This is a genomic window from Vibrio sp. R15-SG3-ISO1A, from assembly GCF_059833955.1.
In genome coordinates, this window is record NZ_JCBDGH010000083.1 from 112,783 (window position 1) to 129,136 (window position 16,354).

Annotated in this window: 17 protein-coding genes; 8 read left to right on the top strand and 9 right to left on the bottom strand. The window is 45.6% G+C overall.

Going from position 1 to position 16,354, the window contains the following annotated elements:
• Positions 1-2: 2 nt before the first annotated feature.
• Together AC6R0L_RS14295 and AC6R0L_RS14300 are read right to left on the bottom strand one after the other, a co-directional pair.
• Entirely contained in the window at positions 3-1,109 is a 1,107-nt protein-coding gene (locus AC6R0L_RS14295) for a putative 2-aminoethylphosphonate ABC transporter ATP-binding protein (RefSeq protein WP_500629533.1), read from the bottom strand.
• A 325-nt stretch (positions 1,110-1,434) separates the two neighbouring features.
• On the bottom strand, positions 1,435-2,445 hold the full coding sequence (locus AC6R0L_RS14300; protein ID WP_138955325.1) for a putative 2-aminoethylphosphonate ABC transporter substrate-binding protein: 1,011 nt from the start codon (positions 2,443-2,445) through the stop codon (positions 1,435-1,437).
• Positions 2,446-2,711: 266 nt separating this feature from the next.
• Here AC6R0L_RS14300 and phnW point away from each other — a divergent pair, with 266 nt between their 5' ends.
• The 3 genes from phnW (at position 2,712) to phnX (ending at position 6,114) form a co-directional block, all read left to right on the top strand.
• The gene (gene phnW, locus AC6R0L_RS14305; RefSeq protein ID WP_500629534.1) at positions 2,712-3,815 is read left to right on the top strand and encodes a 2-aminoethylphosphonate--pyruvate transaminase; all 1,104 of its coding nucleotides are present in this window, start codon (positions 2,712-2,714) and stop codon (positions 3,813-3,815) included.
• A gap of 26 nt (positions 3,816-3,841) precedes the next feature.
• Positions 3,842-5,221, top strand: a complete 1,380-nt coding sequence (locus AC6R0L_RS14310; RefSeq protein ID WP_500629535.1) for an aspartate aminotransferase family protein — start codon at positions 3,842-3,844, stop codon at positions 5,219-5,221.
• A gap of 77 nt (positions 5,222-5,298) precedes the next feature.
• Positions 5,299-6,114 (top strand): phosphonoacetaldehyde hydrolase, encoded by an 816-nt coding sequence (gene phnX / locus AC6R0L_RS14315; protein ID WP_500629536.1) that lies wholly within the window; start codon positions 5,299-5,301, stop codon positions 6,112-6,114.
• A gap of 302 nt (positions 6,115-6,416) precedes the next feature.
• Here the strand turns inward: phnX and AC6R0L_RS14320 are convergent, their stop codons facing one another.
• Both AC6R0L_RS14320 and AC6R0L_RS14325 read right to left on the bottom strand, forming a co-directional pair.
• A complete protein-coding gene (locus AC6R0L_RS14320; RefSeq protein WP_500629537.1) occupies positions 6,417-7,295 on the bottom strand; it encodes an alpha/beta hydrolase fold domain-containing protein in 879 nt (292 codons plus the stop codon).
• A gap of 47 nt (positions 7,296-7,342) precedes the next feature.
• Complete coding sequence (locus AC6R0L_RS14325) at positions 7,343-7,639, bottom strand: hypothetical protein (RefSeq protein ID WP_500629538.1); 297 nt, start codon at positions 7,637-7,639, stop codon at positions 7,343-7,345.
• A 550-nt stretch (positions 7,640-8,189) separates the two neighbouring features.
• Between AC6R0L_RS14325 and AC6R0L_RS14330 the strand changes: the two genes are divergently transcribed.
• On the top strand, positions 8,190-8,660 hold the full coding sequence (locus AC6R0L_RS14330; RefSeq protein WP_500629539.1) for an arsenate reductase/protein-tyrosine-phosphatase family protein: 471 nt from the start codon (positions 8,190-8,192) through the stop codon (positions 8,658-8,660).
• A 134-nt stretch (positions 8,661-8,794) separates the two neighbouring features.
• Here the strand turns inward: AC6R0L_RS14330 and arsJ are convergent, their stop codons facing one another.
• The 5 genes from arsJ to AC6R0L_RS14355 all read right to left on the bottom strand — a co-directional run bounded on the left by arsJ (position 8,795) and on the right by AC6R0L_RS14355 (position 12,383).
• The gene (arsJ, locus tag AC6R0L_RS14335) at positions 8,795-10,021 is read right to left on the bottom strand and encodes an organoarsenical effux MFS transporter ArsJ (RefSeq protein WP_500629540.1); all 1,227 of its coding nucleotides are present in this window, start codon (positions 10,019-10,021) and stop codon (positions 8,795-8,797) included.
• Between the two features lie 49 nt (positions 10,022-10,070).
• A complete protein-coding gene (locus AC6R0L_RS14340) occupies positions 10,071-10,568 on the bottom strand; it encodes a cyclin-dependent kinase inhibitor 3 family protein (protein ID WP_500629541.1) in 498 nt (165 codons plus the stop codon).
• Between the two features lie 12 nt (positions 10,569-10,580).
• A complete protein-coding gene (locus AC6R0L_RS14345) occupies positions 10,581-11,582 on the bottom strand; it encodes an ArsJ-associated glyceraldehyde-3-phosphate dehydrogenase (protein ID WP_500629542.1) in 1,002 nt (333 codons plus the stop codon).
• Positions 11,583-11,593: 11 nt separating this feature from the next.
• Positions 11,594-11,935, bottom strand: coding sequence for a metalloregulator ArsR/SmtB family transcription factor (locus AC6R0L_RS14350; protein ID WP_500626700.1), 342 nt, complete (start codon positions 11,933-11,935; stop codon positions 11,594-11,596).
• A gap of 76 nt (positions 11,936-12,011) precedes the next feature.
• Positions 12,012-12,383 carry a hypothetical protein gene (locus tag AC6R0L_RS14355; RefSeq protein WP_500626701.1) on the bottom strand — a complete coding sequence of 124 codons (372 nt, stop codon included), beginning with the start codon at positions 12,381-12,383 and terminating at the stop codon, positions 12,012-12,014.
• Positions 12,384-12,555: 172 nt separating this feature from the next.
• Here AC6R0L_RS14355 and AC6R0L_RS14360 point away from each other — a divergent pair, with 172 nt between their 5' ends.
• From AC6R0L_RS14360 to pstB, 4 genes are all read left to right on the top strand, one after another.
• On the top strand, positions 12,556-13,548 hold the full coding sequence (locus tag AC6R0L_RS14360; RefSeq protein WP_500629543.1) for a PstS family phosphate ABC transporter substrate-binding protein: 993 nt from the start codon (positions 12,556-12,558) through the stop codon (positions 13,546-13,548).
• Between the two features lie 70 nt (positions 13,549-13,618).
• Complete coding sequence (gene pstC / locus AC6R0L_RS14365) at positions 13,619-14,551, top strand: phosphate ABC transporter permease subunit PstC (protein ID WP_500629544.1); 933 nt, start codon at positions 13,619-13,621, stop codon at positions 14,549-14,551.
• Entirely contained in the window at positions 14,551-15,471 is a 921-nt protein-coding gene (gene pstA / locus AC6R0L_RS14370; protein WP_500626703.1) for a phosphate ABC transporter permease PstA, read from the top strand. The genes pstC and pstA overlap by 1 nt, the downstream gene beginning before the upstream one ends.
• Before the next feature lie 14 nt (positions 15,472-15,485).
• A complete protein-coding gene (gene pstB, locus AC6R0L_RS14375; RefSeq protein WP_500629545.1) occupies positions 15,486-16,346 on the top strand; it encodes a phosphate ABC transporter ATP-binding protein PstB in 861 nt (286 codons plus the stop codon).
• Positions 16,347-16,354: the final 8 nt, after the last annotated feature.

Genomic DNA, 16,354 nt, shown 5'->3' on the forward strand with positions numbered 1-16,354 from the left:
ACCTACGCTGCTAGCGCTTTATCAACCGAGGGCACGGCGTAACCATGCAGTCCTTCTTCAGCAAACTGGATGTAACGTACATCGCCCGCCTTGATATTGAGTTTTTGAAGCGTTTCTACAGGCACATCCACGACGATGGTTTTCGTTGAGCTGTCGTTTTGCAATACGCAATCAATGCGGAAAAACGCCCCTAGAAACTCGGTTGCCGTAACTCGCACAGGTAAAGAGTTGTTGTAGTTTTCAACGAACTTGATGCTTTCAGGACGCACCGCAAGGTCAAAGCGGTCACCACGTTGTATCTTACGATTGGTCAAGCTTGGCGCTGGCATTAGGGTTTCTGCAATTCGTAATTGGGAGTCCGTTGCTACTGAGGTTTCAATAAAGTTCATGCTGCCGACAAACTCAGCGACAAAGCGCGTGGCTGGTTGCTGGTAGATCTCTTGAGGCGTACCGACTTGCTCAATCACACCATGGTTCATTACCACAATACGATCCGCCATCGACAACGCTTCATCCTGATCGTGCGTAACCATGATGGTGGTGATGCCCAGCTTGCGTTGCAACTTACAAATCTCGTCACGTAAGTGAACACGTACTTTTGCATCCAGCGCTGACAGCGGCTCGTCAAGTAACAGTAGACCAGGTGACAGCGCCAACGCCCGAGCCAAAGCGACACGCTGCTGCTGACCACCAGAAAGTTGGTTGGGGAATTTCTCGCCAGAGGTTGGAAGACCAATGGTTTCTAACCAGTAATCCACCTTCTCTAACGCTTCTTTGGTCGACATGCCTTGGTTCTTCAAACCCACTGCAATGTTCTCTTGCACAGTTAGGTTCGGAAACAGCGCGTAAGATTGGAATACGATGCCGAAATCGCGCTTCTCTGGTGGTAGGAATGTGGTCTCTTGACCGTTTTGAAAGATTGCACCAGATGTTGGTAGGTCTAAGCCTGCAATGGCACGTAATAGAGTGGTTTTACCGCAGCCAGAAGGACCAAGAAAACAAACGAACTCGCCCTTTTCGATCGCTAGCGAGATTTTCTTTAATGCAGTGAACTGTCCGAACTGCTTCACTACATTTTCAATATTTAGGTAATGTTGGTTAGTTGACATAACACACGCTCCAAATGGTATATACCAACTTTAGTTTTGGATTGTTACGTTCCAATGACAAATTTATAGCCAGAAGATGACAAATAGATGAAGGGCGATGAGGTTTGTTCAAGTGGTAATTAGAGATTCCCGACTCGCTCCTCCGTCGCTCTCGAGAATGACGTTATGAGTACGGATAGAAGATCCCAACTTTCTTAAGTCCGTCATTCCAGCAAACCTAGATGAGACTAGGAATCTACTTGCCGCAAACTCTAAAATAACAGGGAAAACAAAAAATCCACCTCAACCGAGGTGGACTTCAATATTCAACTCAAAGCAAATTCAATTAAGACTTTGGCTCTGATTTCGCGTCAAACTTCTCAGACCATGCAGCTAGGATTTCTGCACGCTTGCTGCCCATTTGCGCGAAGTCCATCTTCGCCATGTTCTCTTGAACATTAGGGAAGTTAGACACAGTCGCTTTAACTTCTTTATGTGCAACCACTGGGTACATTTCTACGTAAAGCTCGTTTGCTACTTTAGAGATTGACCAGTCGACAACGCGCTTCGCTGCATCAGACTCTTTTACTAGACCAACGGCTTCTGATTCCCAGCCGATGCCTTTTGGTGTGATAACCGCTAGTGGTGCGCCTTGTGTTTTTAGCTTCGCGCCGCGGCTCGCCATCGAAATACCGATAGCCACTTCACCCATACCCGCTTGAACACATGGCTTAGAGCCAGAGTGCGTGTAGTGTGCAATATTCTTGTCTAAGTCACGCATGTAGTTCCATGCCTGATCTTCACCCATGTTTTGTAGCCAAGCAGAAACCTGCATGTAGCCAGTGCCAGAAGAAGCTGGGTTCGGCATTGCAATGTGACCTTTGTAAACCGGCTTTGTTAGGTCTTCCCAAGACGTTGGCTTAGGCAGGTTAAGTTGTTTCGCTACCGCTTCATTGAAACAAACTGCGTTAAAGAACGCATCGTTACCAAACCAAGCTTGGTTTGATTGAGGGTCGTTTAGGTTCGCATGTAGCTCTTCCAAACCTTTTGGTGTGTAAGGCTTAAGAAGACCTTCATCTTTAAGAAGTGCCATTGACGAGCCAGCCAGACCCCAAACCACTTCCGCTTGAGGGTTGTTCTTTTCTGCCAGCAATTTCGCCGTCATGATACCGGTTGAATCGCGAACCCACTTAATCTTGATATCTGGGTTATCTTTCTCAAACGCAGACTTGTATTTAGCAAGAATGTCAGTTTCGAAAGCGGTGTAAACCGTGACTTCCTGTGCTGCCATTGCATTCGTAGCTAGCAGAGAGACAAGTGCAGCCAGCGATCCTTTCATCAAACGGTTTTTCATCATTTTCTCCAGTTAATTTGGCTAAGTTTTAATTTGGTCTGTACCAGTTGACGATAACCACCCTACTGAGCCTTTGTGACGAATTCATGACCATTAAATGGCAGTTTTGCGAAAATTATCGATGAATAATCGTTCAATTGATCCACCATTTTCTGGATATTAAAGTTTTATGAAATTGGAGATTCGCCTATTTACTGCCCTTTTCTTCCTCGCTAGAGTGAACTCGAAATTTGGTGTATACCAATTAGCCTATTCTGATGGAAATCGAGATGAAAAACGAATACCTACTACTGACTCCAGGTCCTCTATCTACTTCTGAAACGGTACGTGAAGCCATGCTAAAAGACTGGTGTACTTGGGATGATGAATACAACAAAGACATTGTAGAAGTGATCCGCACTAAGCTTGTAAAACTGGCGACGGAGCAAGACGGCTACACCAGCGTACTAATGCAAGGTAGCGGCACCGCATCAGTCGAAGCAACGATTGGCAGTGCCATTGGCAAAGATGGAAAATTGTTGGTTGTCGACAACGGTGCTTACGGTGCGCGTATCGCTCAGATCGCTGATTACCTAAATATTCCATGCCATGTAGTTTCCCCAGGCGAAACATCACAGCCACACTTGAACGAGGTGGAAACTGCATTGGCATCGGATCCTGCGATCACACACGTGGCGATTGTTCACTGTGAGACAACCACTGGCATGCTGAATCCAATTGAGGCATTTGCTTCTGCGGCAAAAGCACACGGTAAAGTCGTGATTCTCGATGCCATGTCGAGCTTTGGTGGCATTCCTATCGATATCGCAGAGCTAGGCATCGATTTTATGATCAGCTCTGCAAACAAATGTATTCAAGGCGTACCGGGTTTTGGCTTTGTGATTGCAAAAAAAACTGAGCTCGAAAAGTGCCAAGGTCAGGCACGTTCTTTGAGCCTTGATCTTTACGACCAGTGGCATTGTATGGAAGTGAACCACGGCAAATGGCGTTTCACGTCTCCAACTCACACGGTTCGCGCTTTCTACCAAGCATTGCTAGAACTGGAACAAGAAGGCGGCATTGAGGCTCGTCATCACCGCTACCAAACTAACCAGAAAACACTGGTTGCAGGTATGCGTTCTCTGGGGTTTGAGCCACTGCTGAGTGATGACCTTCACTCGCCAATCATCACTTCTTTCTACTCTCCGACGCACAGTGATTACCAATTCAAAGCGTTCTACACGCGTTTGAAAGAGCAAGGTTTTGTGATTTATCCGGGTAAGGTATCGAACGCAGATTGCTTCCGTATTGGCAACATTGGCGAAGTTTACCCAGCAGATATCGAGCGCTTAATCGGTGCGATTGAAAAAGCAATGTACTGGCAAGTTGCGTAAAGCAGCCTTCTGATTGAGAGAGCGTTATGACTCAGAATATCAAATCGACTCATTTTCGTAGTGAAGGCGATGTCAACACAACACCAGCGCGCCAAGCTTGGAATGCATCGATGGACGACGAACGCACGCAAGCATTATTGAAGCGTGATTCGGAAGTCTTTCTTCATCAAGCCATGTCAACGCCTTGCTTAGATACATTGGAAGCAGCAGAAGGCATCTACATCCAAGATGCTATCGGCAAAAAGTACATGGATTTCCATGGCAATAACGTCCATCAACTGGGCTACGGTCATCCGCATGTGATTAAACGCGTGCAAGAGCAAATTGCCAAACTGCCGTTTTCACCACGTCGTTTTACCAACGAGACCGCGATTGAATGTGCCGAAAAACTCACCCAAATCTGTGGCGGCGAATTGAACCGCGTGTTGTTTGCTCCGGGTGGCACATCTGCGGTTGGCATGGCACTTAAACTAGCGCGCCACATCACGGGCAACTACAAGGTGGTCTCTCTGTGGGACTCCTTCCACGGCGCATCATTGGATGCCATCTCAGTAGGTGGCGAAGCGTGTTTCCGCCAAGGCATGGGTCCATTAATGGCAGGTGTTGAGCGCATTCCACCAGCGGTGTCATACCGTGGTGCTTTCCCAGTTGCGGACGGCAGCGACGTGCATTACGCCGACTACCTTGAATACGTGATTGAGAAAGAAGGCGGCGTGGGCGCGTTTATCGCAGAAGCGGTTCGAAACACGGATGTTCAAGTGCCAAGTAAAGCCTACTGGAAACGCATCCGTGAAATCTGTGACAAACACAATGTCATGCTGATCATCGACGACATCCCAAACGGCATGGGTCGCAGCGGTGAATGGTTTACCTACCAAGCCTACGACATCGAGCCAGATATGCTCTGCATCGGTAAAGGTTTGGGTGGTGGCTTAGTGCCTATCGCAGCCATGGTCACCAAAGACAAGTACAACACCGCCGAGCAAATCTCCATGGGTCATTACACTCATGAGAAAAGCCCTATTGGTTGTGCTGCAGCACTGGCAACCATGGAAGCCATTGAGCAAGACGGCTTGCTAGATAAAGCCAAAGCCGACAGCCAGTTCATGCGTGAAAAGATGCTAGAGATGAAAGCTAAGTACCCAGTGATTGGTGATGTGCGTGGCATCGGCATGTTGTGGGGCATTGAGCTGGTCACCGACCACGAAAGCAAAGCACGCGCGTATGACGAAGCGGAAGCTGTGCTTTACCAATGCCTCAACAATGGCTTGAGCTTCAAGGTATCGCAAGGCAATGTGATTCAACTCAGCCCACCGCTGATCATCACTCGCGAACAACTGACAGAAGCGTTGGCGATCTTCGAAGAAGCCATCGCCAAAGTGTGCAAAGACTTTAACTACTTCTAACCTCAAAACCAATTGATTCAGAGCGCAGTTCCGACGTGTAGGCAAGCGCTCTGGCAAGCAAAAAAAAAGGATTGAACATGAGCAACTCACCAATTCAAGCAGTGATCTTTGACTGGGCTGGCACTATCGTCGATTTCGGCTCTTTTGCGCCAACCAGTATCTTTGTGGAAGCATTCAAACAAGGCTTTGATTTTGAAATCGACCTTGAAGAAGCGCGCGAACCAATGGGTCTTGGTAAGTGGGATCACATCCAAGCTGTGGGTCGTATTCCTGCGGTTGATAAGCGTTGGAATGAGAAGTTTGGTCGCTCAATGACCAGCGAAGACATCGACGCTATCTACGCAGCATTTATGCCTCTGCAAAAAGCAAAAGTGGCTGACCATGCAGACCCAATCCTTAATGCGATTGAAGTTGTGAACGGTCTGAAAGACAAAGGCATCAAGATCGGTTCTTGTTCTGGTTACCCTCGCGAAGTGATGGACGTGCTAATTCCAGTGGCAGCGGATTACGGCTACAAACCGGATTACGTAGTAGCAACGGATGACCTACCGCAAGGTGGTCGCCCTGCACCATTTATGGCACTGAAGAACGTGATTGAGCTGAATGTTACTGACGTTAATGCGTGTATCAAAGTGGATGACGCAGCACCGGGTATCGACGAAGGTCACCACGCCGGTATGTGGACCGTTGGCTTGCTGCTTTCTGGTAACGAAGCAGGTCTAACGTTTGAAGAATACCAAGCCGCGGACGAAGCAACGCTTAATGCTGCTCGTGAAAAAGCGCGAGCAAAATTGCTCCAGAGCTCGCCGCACTACCTCATCGATACGATCGCAGACCTCCCTAGTGTGATTAAAGATATCGAGAGACGTTTGTACGTTGGTGAACGCCCTTAGTGTGTATTGGTTCTGACTAGATCTGATACTTCAATTTCAAAAGAAGACAGTTACCCACTTTGACTGAAGGCGCTGCATCCGCAATCAAAGTGAGTAACTCTGATGCTTCATACTAATCACCAAACTACCACTATCTAAACTCAACCTTACTGCGATTCAACCACTGCCTGAAAATGAGCCAGCCGCTCCCATTAATCAGAATGATAAAATGCCCAATAGAGATACATGAAAAAGCCAACTGTAATCACAGTTGGCTCAGTATTCCCCCCTTGAACTTTTAAGCCTTATATTGACTAGAGCTGTTAGTTCGGAAAGTGTTTATTTAAGAAGTCCAAAACATGAGCAACGTACTTCTCGGTATCAAAGACAGGTGCACTGTGTCCTACACCTTCTTCAATGAAAAGTTGGTTGGTAACTCCATACTCATCAAGCTTAGCCTTAAGTATCTCACTTTGAGATAGAGGCACTCGCTTATCCAAGGTGCCGTGTAACTGTATATATGGTGGAGTATTTTCATTCACATAACTTGTCGTTGATGCTTTCTTGGCAAGCTTTGGAATATTGTTTGGAATATCTCCTAAGAAACGAGATACAGACGATTTTTTGCTGGTTTTCTTGCCACCTTTATTACTTAACTCAAGTAAATCGGTAGGGCCAAAAAAGCTTACTACGGCTGAGACCTTGTACTTTGGTGGCTCATAGAAATCTACTTGGTTGTATGCCGAGTTAGTCGCACCAATAAAGCCAGCGAGGTGCCCGCCAGCAGAGCGTCCCATGATCACAACATTGTCCACTTTAATACCGAGCTTTTCAGCATTGTCGTACAAATAGTTCAGTGCATCATTAATGTCTTGTACTGGTTGAGGGAAGATCGCTTCTCCACTTAAGCGATAATCAACTGAAGCTAGCGCATAACCTTCATTCAACACAGACTGAAGTAATAATGGGTTCTTTTCTGGGATGGCGTCTTTGCTCCCACGTTTCCATGCACCACCATGTACCCAGACTAATAACGGGTACTGAGTATTTGATTCAACCGAAGGAGTATAAAGATCGAGTTTAATCTCTCTCTCACCTACAGTTTTGAACAAGATATCCTTCTCTACATTGAACTCCCCAGCCAAACAGACAAAGGGCATAAGTAGCAGAGAGGTCATCGCAGACTTAATTTTCGTATTCATTGTTTTCGTATTCATTGTTTTATTATTCGCTTAAAAAAGTGAGTAGATTAGAAAGTCGCTTCAGCCGCTAACCAGTAGCGTCGGCCATCTTCAATGTAGCCAAACTCTTCCTCTGTGGTTTGCTCATCGAACAAGTTATAAACCGCTGCCATTAACTTCACATTCTTAGTTACACGCCAGTTCACACCGAGATCCACGTTAGTAATAGAAGGTGCCAACGTTCTTGTGCTATCACTAGTGATGTTGTTTTTCTCTTTGCCTTGATAGTTCATGCGGGCCCATGAAGCAACATCATCACGCACTGCCCAATCACCATCAAGCTTCCAGTAGGTGGTATAGTACATAAATCTCTAAAGTTTGTGGTAAGTGTTTTCGATACTACAAGGTACTATTGAAACACAAGTCTGGTAGCAGGACAGTTTCCGTGCTAACACGAAAAGGGGCAAAAACAAGTCAACACGAACCTTGCAGACTTAAGGGCACAAAATGAACTATAGAAGCCAATAGAGCGAGTAATGGAGGTACCGTCATGCGCTGCTTTGCGATGGTCTATCCAACATATGATAACGAAAAAAGCGAGCACAAAGCTCGCTTCTATCTATTTGATTTTAAATGTAATTAAAGCAATTCAACCGACTGTTGGGCGATCACAAATTCTTCGTTGGTTGGGTTTCTATTAGTATCGCACCTACTAACAGGGATTTGGACAGAAATGTTTTATATGGTTTACTAAGGTATGGAAAAATTTATTGTGCAATATTGATAGTGCAGACGACTCGCTTTCTCAGCGTATTTCCATGAGTTAGCTCATGCCTATTTTCAACCGTCAACAAACTGTAATGAAAGCATGATAAATGTCGAATTTAGTAATCCTAAACATCTGCAGGGCAATTGATGAAAATATTATTTGTGTGCAAACATAATGCAAGCAGAAGCATTTTGGCTGAAGCAATTGCAAAAAAATACCTGCCTGAAAATTTCCAAATCGCAAGTGGCGGTAGCCATCCTAAGGGTCAGATCAATCCTCGTATTGCACAATACCTTGATATGCTTGGTTTTGATGCCTCTGAGTTTCACAGCACGTCATGGGAAGAAAGGCTGAGCTTCCATCCAGATCTGATAATTACTGTGTGTGACACAATGCACAATGAAACTTGCCCAAACTGGTTATCTGCTGGTATTCGTGTTGCTTGGGATCTTGAGCCATTGCCTAATGATGAAGCTTCAGTCTCCGAATTTAACAAGCAGTGCGATAAAGTATACTCCTCTCTAAAACGAAGAATTGAAGCTCTTGCAAACATCGATTTTCAAAATCTCGATTCTGAAGAAATAAAACAGCATGTGCTCGATCTGAAATCAATGTAGATAAGTGTATACGTAACGAACTGATACTACTTCATTAACGTTTTTTATAGCTCTCGCTTATTCGATGACTTGAGGCTAAAAAATAATGCCAGCAATCGTAGCTGGCATTGGTGAACAAATCTGCTTAGTTTTATTTATTGCTGAGCCAGTTTTTGATTTGTACCTATAGGCAGCCAAAACGAAATAATGGTCGTTAATGCTAAGAAGGCAAAGGATACCCATAGACAGGCTGAGAACCCCCACATTTGGAACACCCATCCAGATAGAACCGTCCCTATCAAACGCCCCATTGCGTTTGCCATGTAGTAGAAACCGACATCCAGAGAGACACCATCTCCCTTGGCATAGCTGACGATTAAGTACGAGTGCAGAGAAGAATTAACAGCAAACACAGCACCAAAAATCATCAGTCCAACGACAATCACCACTTCTGGGTGCCATTGCTGCTGCACACTGTAAGCAATTACGCCAGTCACTACAGACAATACCAACGCCCACACTATCGCGGCTTTACCATCAGGCGCATGCCCCGATTTACTGCCTGTGATCTTTGGTGCAATCCCTTGAATGATACCGTAACCGATAACCCAAATAGCCAAGAATCCACCTACGGCGCTATGATCCCATCCAAATACAGATCCCAAATAAATAGGCAGTGCAATCACAAACCAAACGTCACGCGCACCGAACAAAAACATACGAGCAGCAGATAGAATGTTCACGCTGCTCGATTTGGAAAAAATTTCAGAGAACTTAGGTTTATTTTTCGCTTTGCCAAGATCGGATTTAAGGCTAATCACACTGCCGATAAAGACCAGTAAAAGAACACCCGCCATCGCAGCTACCGCATATTGGAAGCCAATCATCGATAACAACGCACCACCTAAGAAAAATCCTGCACCTTTTAGCGCGTTTTTAGAGCCTGTAAGTATGGCAATCCACTTATACAATGCTCCTTGTGCATTCTCTGGCACCAAGGTTTTGATGGAGCTTTTCGCGCTCATCTTGTTTAGATCTTTGGCAATACCTGACAAGGCTTGTGCAGCCATGACCCATGGAATTGAGAGCCAACTTGCAGGAACGGCCAGCATTGAAAGAGCGATGATTTGCATTCCCAAGCCAATATTCATCGTTCGGTTCAAACCAAGACGAGCACCTAGCCAGCCACCGATGAGGTTCGTGACAACGCCAAAGAATTCATAAAAAAGAAACAGGGAGGCGATCTCTAAGGTTGAATACCCCAAGTCATAAAAATAGAGCACCACCAACATACGTAGTGCGCCATCGGTAACGGTGAAGTTCCAATAGTTAAATGTGACCAACATGTACTGGCGGACATTTTGGTTGAGCTTCGACAACATATTTACTCTCTTTAAAAAAAGAGCCGCCTTAGGCAGCTCTTTAAGGCTTTTACTGATTAGCAAATTGGTGGATGTACTCAACTTGTACATCTTTGGTAAATGCGCCAGGTCTTAACGACTGGACATGGGTGATGATTTCTTGCAGCTCCCAACCTTTCTCTAGCAAAAGATGGGCAGCAAGCAAACCTGTCCGTCCCGATCCCCCCATGCAATGCATCGCTATCTTTTCGCCATGTTCTATAGCTTTGTGTAGCGAAGGGGATATATGTTTCCAGCGAGCCTGAAAATCTTCACCTGGAGCACAGTCATCTTCTATCGGTGTGTGAAACCATTGCAAACCTGCTTTTTCGACAATATTAGGCAGATCGCCAACGCCTTTTTCTTGCATCTCATGAGTGCTCAGTGCTGTAACAACGACAGTTACACCTTGAGATTTGAGTTGATCAATACTGTCACTTAGCGACGCTTTTTTAGTGCCAGGGCAAGGAGTTAGTACTAACGCTGCGTTATTGTCTTCAACAGGCAGTTCCCACGTAGGATGTGTCATTTGTTTGCTTCCTTATGCTAGGCCGACTTTACGAACAAGTTCTGCGGTACGTGTTGCGTAACCCATTTCGTTGTCATACCACGCATAGATTTTAACCATACGCTTGCCAACCACCATAGTTGAAAGCGCATCGACAATCGTTGAACGTTGGTCCCCTTTGTAATCAATAGAGACAAGAGGGCGTTCTTCGAAACCAAGTATGCCTTTCAGTTCATTCTGCGACGCTTCTTTAAGTAAGTCGTTAACCTCTTCAGCCGTAGTGTCACGCTTAACATCAAAAATAATGTCGGTTAAAGAGGCGTTAGCTAACGGCACGCGCACTGCATGACCATCAATTTTTCCTTTAAGTTCAGGGAAAATTTCGATAATCGCTTTCGCAGAACCTGTAGTTGTTGGGATCAAACTCATACCACAAGCACGCGCACGGCGCAGGTCTTTATGCGGAGCATCGAGAATAGTTTGGGTGTTAGTGAGGTCGTGGATCGTTGTAAATGACGACCGCTCAATACCGAGCTTCTCATGAATCACTTTCACCACAGGTGCAATGCAGTTTGTGGTACAAGAGGCAGCGGTCACAATCTGGTGTTTTTCTGGGTCAAAAATGTGGTCGTTAACACCAACAACAATGTTAGCAATCCCATCTTCTTTTACTGGGGCGGAAACCACCACACGTTTAACACCTTGTGCCAGATACAGATTTAAGTACTCAGATTTACGGTGCTTACCCGTTGCTTCAATCACCACGTCACAACCTGACCAATCTACCGCATCGATGGCTTTCTCTTGTGAGGTAGCAATGCTTTTACCGTTGATGATGATGGCGTTACCTTCACTCGCCACTTCGTGGTGCCAGCGACCTTGCACTGAGTCAAACTCAAGCAGGTGAGCTAAGGTTGCCGCATCACCTGCCACATCGTTAATCTGAACGAACTCGATTTCAGGCCAATCAAACGACGCTCTCAGCGCTAAACGTCCAATACGACCGAATCCATTAATTCCTACTTTGATAGACATCTTATTTTCCTTTAAACACAACATTCTGGACGAGATTTCATCTCGGATAAGCGTTGAATATCTTGCTGGTATTCTGCTTTTAGGCAGTTAGAGTCAACTAGCCCTTGGATCTGTTTTCTCATCCAACCAGGAAGCTGATCCGATAAGCGGTAAAAAACCCATTGCCCCTGACGGGTATCAACCACCACACCACTTGAACGTAGCAATGCAAGGTGGCGAGAAATTTTAGGCTGGCTTTCGTTAAGGGCTTCTGTCAGTTCCCCGACACAGACCTTTTCTTCACGGGCAATCATCAACAAGCAACGAACCCGCGTTTCATCTGAAATTAATTTAAAAAACTGGTGAGGTAACATGCTCAGTCCTGCGGTATATGTATATGCGTATATATTATTTTATATATAAGGTCTGTCAACAAAAAATGCAGGAACGTTACAGGATGACATCGCAACGAGAGGAGAAATAGCTAATGTGATTCTGTAGTTCTTCCATTGCATTTTGATTACAAGTCACTTCCCAATAAAGGTTTTTTTGATATGCCTCTCTACGCCGTCCAACTCGATGCATCGCGTAGTTGATGTCAATGACATAGTCATAGCCAGGCTCTATCTCATCCGAGGCATCTAAAAAGAGATAACCAAAATATCCAAAGCAATCCAGCGTATCGCCGCAGTCTTCTTCGTTGGGCAACCTTTCATAGCTGATGTGATATCGATCACTAGAACGACTAAAAAGAAGCTGCGCAGCAATACAAGCCAGATCGGAGGTTGGGTAGCTAATGAAATGTACAGTTCTCTTATCCATTCTGGCATTCTCATCAATAAGTAAGATTCCACAGTTGTAAAAACATACAGCATATTTTTATGTTCGTACATATGGATGAATGTATATTTAAATAAACAGACACAAAAGTGTCACAAATGAGTAGTAACGTAACCATCGAAGTTATCAATGACGCAAAACATGGAGATAAGTCATGAAACATACTTTGTCAGCAGCCTTAGTTGGCGCGACGTTACTCGCAGCTAGTCAAGGCGCATTCGCACGTGATCTGGTTAAAATTGATGGCTCTAGTACAGTTTTCCCTATTACTGAGGCGATGGCTGAAGAGTTTCAGATTGCAGAGAAAGGTAAAACCATGGTCACCGTTGGTATTTCTGGTACTGGCGGTGGTTTTAAAAAGTTCTGTCGCGGTGAAACGGACATTTCGAATGCCTCTCGACCAATTAAGGATTCTGAGCGCAAGCTGTGTGCTGAAAACGGCATTGAGTTTATCGAACTACCAGCAGCACTTGATGCGCTGACTGTGGTTATCAACCCGAAAAATGATTGGGTTAAACACCTGAACGTCGAAGATCTGAAAAAGGCTTGGGAACCAGCGGCTCAAGGTAAGGTTATGACATGGAAGCAAATGAATCCTGCTTTCCCTGATCGACCACTTAAACTTTTTGGTCCTGGTACGGACTCTGGTACTTATGATTACTTCCTTGAAGCGATTGTTGAAGGCAAGTCTAGCCGTGGCGATTTCACCGCCAGCGAAGACGACAACATCATCGTACAAGGGGTCTCTAATGACGTTGATGCACTGGGTTTCTTTGGTTTGGCTTACTATGAAGAAAACAAAGACAAACTAAAAGCCGCACCAATTAGTTGGAAAGGGAGTCAACCTGTAGCGCCAAGTGTTGAAAATGCGAAGAATGCAACTTACCAACCACTCTCTCGTCCAATTTTCATCTACGTGAATAAAAAATCAGCCGATGAAAAAGCGCACGTTGAGCGTTTCGTAGACTTCTATATGGATACTTCACATGCTCCTGAGCTGGTAAAAGAAGTTGGCTATGTCCCACTGCCTGACAAAGCCTACCAGTTAGCGCAACAAAACTTTAAGCAACGTCGTACGGGTTCTGTTTTCCACGGAGCCGAAGTCGGTGTCGGTATTGAAGAGCTGTTAGCTCGTACTCCTAAGTAAGTCATTATTGTATTGATTCATGGAGGGAAGCTTTGCTGCCCTCCTTGTTCTCTTTACGCAGGCAATGAATATGAATACTACTCAATCCAGTTCTTCAAGCCTCTTGGTCTCTGAAGCCTTTTTAAAGCGACGTGCATTTTGGAATGTGGTGAGTCGTTACCTTCTTATGGCAGCAGCTCTGGCTTCCATTTTTGTCACTATGGGTATTGTGTACGTGCTGGTTTCAGAATCATTACCCTTTTTTCAGCATGTATCAATTCTCGATTTTCTCACTGACACTCAGTGGACACCGATGTTTGCTAATGCGCACTTTGGTGTGATGACGTTAGTCTCAGCAACACTCACCGTGGCAGGTATTGCTCTTGGTGTCGCCATTCCTGCGGGGATTGGCCTTGCCATTTATCTGAGTGAGTACGCCAGCAACCGAGTACGAGAAGTGGTTAAACCTTTCTTGGAGCTTTTAGAAGGCGTACCAACGGTTGTTTATGGCTTCTTTGCGCTACTTTTTGTTACGCCGCTACTGCAAACTTTCATTCCAAGCCTGTCAGGTTTTAACTTGTTAGCGCCAGGTATTGTGATGGGGATAATGATCCTACCGTATACGGCCTCCGTGAGTGAGGATGCGATGCGCTCTGTGCCTATGCACTTAAGAGAGGCAGGCTATGCATTGGGCTATTCTCGCTTTCGTGTTGCAACACATATCGTGATACCTGCTGCCTTATCTGGCATTACTGCCGCTTGTATTCTAGGTATGTCACGTGCGGTTGGTGAAACTATGGTTGTAGCGATTGCAGCGGGTCAAAACCCACGATTTGGTTTTGACCCAACCGAAGGTGCTGCCACCATCACATCATTCATCGTACAGATGGCGATGGGAGATTTACCTCATGGCACGATTGCCTATCAGTCTGTCTTTGCCGCAGGCTTAGTACTTTTCATCATCACTCTGATTTTTAACATCCTCGGTTTCTACCTACGCCGTCGATTCAGAGAGGTTTACTAATGCAGAACACCACTTTAACTCTCGACCAAATCGTCCGTAAAAATAAACAAGCCGATCTCACCGTAGCAACGATTGGGATCATTATCCTACTTACTGCGATGTCACTGCTGGTCAGTGTTTTTGCCGAGCTGATTTATTCTGGTTTTCCTCGTCTTTTTGACGCTGACTTTTATACCAACTTCCCTTCACGACACCCAGAGCGTGCGGGTATTTTATCTGCATGGGTTGGCACCAGTCTTGTGATGTTGGTGACGGCTTGTATCGCCATCCCCTTTGGGGTCGCCGCAGGGTTGTATCTTGAAGAGTATGCGCCAAAGAACTGGCTGACTAATATCATTGAAATCAACGTCAGTAACCTAGCGGGCGTGCCTTCCATTATCTATGGCTTACTTGCTTTGGGATTGTTTATTTATGGTTTTGGTTTAGGGGAAAGCATCATTACGGCGGGCTTAGTCCTCGCGCTACTGATCCTTCCTGTCATCATCGTATCGACACGAGAATCGATTCGCAGCATTCCTCAAGAGCTACGTGAAGCCGCTTATGGTCTGGGAGCTGACCAATGGCAAACTGTGCGCATGTACATATTGCCCGCTGCAAGACCTGGTATTTTAACTGGCACGATAGTTGGATTGGCTCGTGCTATTGGTGAAGCTGCACCTGTTATTACCATTGGTGCGCTAACCTTTATTGCCTTTTTGCCCAGTTCACCTTTCCAAAGTGAGTTCCCATTTATCAATTTTGAGTGGTTGTCCAGCCCGTTCACTTTGATGCCTATCCAGCTATTTAACTGGGTGTCCCGCCCCCAAGCGGAGTTCCACATTAACGCTGCTGCGACAGGTGTTGTGCTTATGGCGATGACAATATTGATGAATGGTATTGCCATTTATATCCGATACCGACTGCGTCGTAACCTGAAGTAAGAGAGAACCAAACAATGACGACACAAACCATTTCAACTTTCTCTAGCCAATCAGCGGCAACCGAGCAAGACAACGTGAAACGCAGCTCAACGATATCGGCTGCTTCCTCAGTGAAAGAGACGCTTCGTGCAGAAGTCAAAAACCTCAATTTCTGGTACGGCGGTAAGGTTCATGCTTTGCACAATGTCAATTTACCGATTGCGGATAAAAAGATCACCGCATTGATTGGCCCATCTGGCTGCGGCAAGAGTACACTGTTGCGCAGCTTTAACCGAATGCATGACCTCTATCCAGGCAATCGCTATGAAGGAGAAATCCTGTTGCATCCTGGTGCTCACAATCTGATTGATATGGATCCTGGCTTAGTCCGTTTAACGGTCGGCATGGTGTTCCAAAAGCCCAACCCTTTCCCGAAAAGCATTTATGAAAATGTGGTGGCTGGGCTGCGTATTCGCGGTGTCAGTAACAAAGCCGAGCTTGATGCTCGTGCAGAAGAGTCGCTACGAGGTGCAGCGATTTGGGATGAAGTCAAAGACAGACTTCACACCTCTGCCTATGGGTTATCTGGAGGGCAACAACAACGCCTTTGTATCGCGCGAGCATTAGCGCCAAAGCCAGATTTGTTGCTACTGGATGAGCCGACATCGGCATTAGATCCGATCGCAACAGCCAAGATTGAAGACCTACTGAGCGACTTGCACAAAGAGACTACGGTAGTCATGGTAACGCACAACATGCAACAAGCAGCGCGTATCTCTCACTATACCGCTTACATGCATATGGGCGAAATGGTCGAATTTGCGCCAACAGATACCTTGTTTACGTCACCAGCAAAAGAGAAGACTCGCGACTACATCACAGGCCGTTTTGGTTAGGAAGATAA

Bases quoted from the DNA above. Each gene is read 5' to 3' on its own strand.
- AC6R0L_RS14295 (WP_500629533.1), bottom strand. From the start codon at position 1,109: ATGTCAACTAACCAACATTACCTAAATATTGAAAATGTAGTGAAGCAG.
- AC6R0L_RS14300 (WP_138955325.1), bottom strand. From the start codon at position 2,445: ATGATGAAAAACCGTTTGATGAAAGGATCGCTGGCTGCACTTGTCTCT.
- phnW (WP_500629534.1), top strand. From the start codon at position 2,712: ATGAAAAACGAATACCTACTACTGACTCCAGGTCCTCTATCTACTTCT.
- AC6R0L_RS14310 (WP_500629535.1), top strand. From the start codon at position 3,842: ATGACTCAGAATATCAAATCGACTCATTTTCGTAGTGAAGGCGATGTC.
- phnX (WP_500629536.1), top strand. From the start codon at position 5,299: ATGAGCAACTCACCAATTCAAGCAGTGATCTTTGACTGGGCTGGCACT.
- AC6R0L_RS14320 (WP_500629537.1), bottom strand. From the start codon at position 7,295: ATGAATACGAAAATTAAGTCTGCGATGACCTCTCTGCTACTTATGCCC.
- AC6R0L_RS14325 (WP_500629538.1), bottom strand. From the start codon at position 7,639: ATGTACTATACCACCTACTGGAAGCTTGATGGTGATTGGGCAGTGCGT.
- AC6R0L_RS14330 (WP_500629539.1), top strand. From the start codon at position 8,190: ATGAAAATATTATTTGTGTGCAAACATAATGCAAGCAGAAGCATTTTG.
- arsJ (WP_500629540.1), bottom strand. From the start codon at position 10,021: ATGTTGTCGAAGCTCAACCAAAATGTCCGCCAGTACATGTTGGTCACA.
- AC6R0L_RS14340 (WP_500629541.1), bottom strand. From the start codon at position 10,568: ATGACACATCCTACGTGGGAACTGCCTGTTGAAGACAATAACGCAGCG.
- AC6R0L_RS14345 (WP_500629542.1), bottom strand. From the start codon at position 11,582: ATGTCTATCAAAGTAGGAATTAATGGATTCGGTCGTATTGGACGTTTA.
- AC6R0L_RS14350 (WP_500626700.1), bottom strand. From the start codon at position 11,935: ATGTTACCTCACCAGTTTTTTAAATTAATTTCAGATGAAACGCGGGTT.
- AC6R0L_RS14355 (WP_500626701.1), bottom strand. From the start codon at position 12,383: ATGGATAAGAGAACTGTACATTTCATTAGCTACCCAACCTCCGATCTG.
- AC6R0L_RS14360 (WP_500629543.1), top strand. From the start codon at position 12,556: ATGAAACATACTTTGTCAGCAGCCTTAGTTGGCGCGACGTTACTCGCA.
- pstC (WP_500629544.1), top strand. From the start codon at position 13,619: ATGAATACTACTCAATCCAGTTCTTCAAGCCTCTTGGTCTCTGAAGCC.
- pstA (WP_500626703.1), top strand. From the start codon at position 14,551: ATGCAGAACACCACTTTAACTCTCGACCAAATCGTCCGTAAAAATAAA.
- pstB (WP_500629545.1), top strand. From the start codon at position 15,486: ATGACGACACAAACCATTTCAACTTTCTCTAGCCAATCAGCGGCAACC.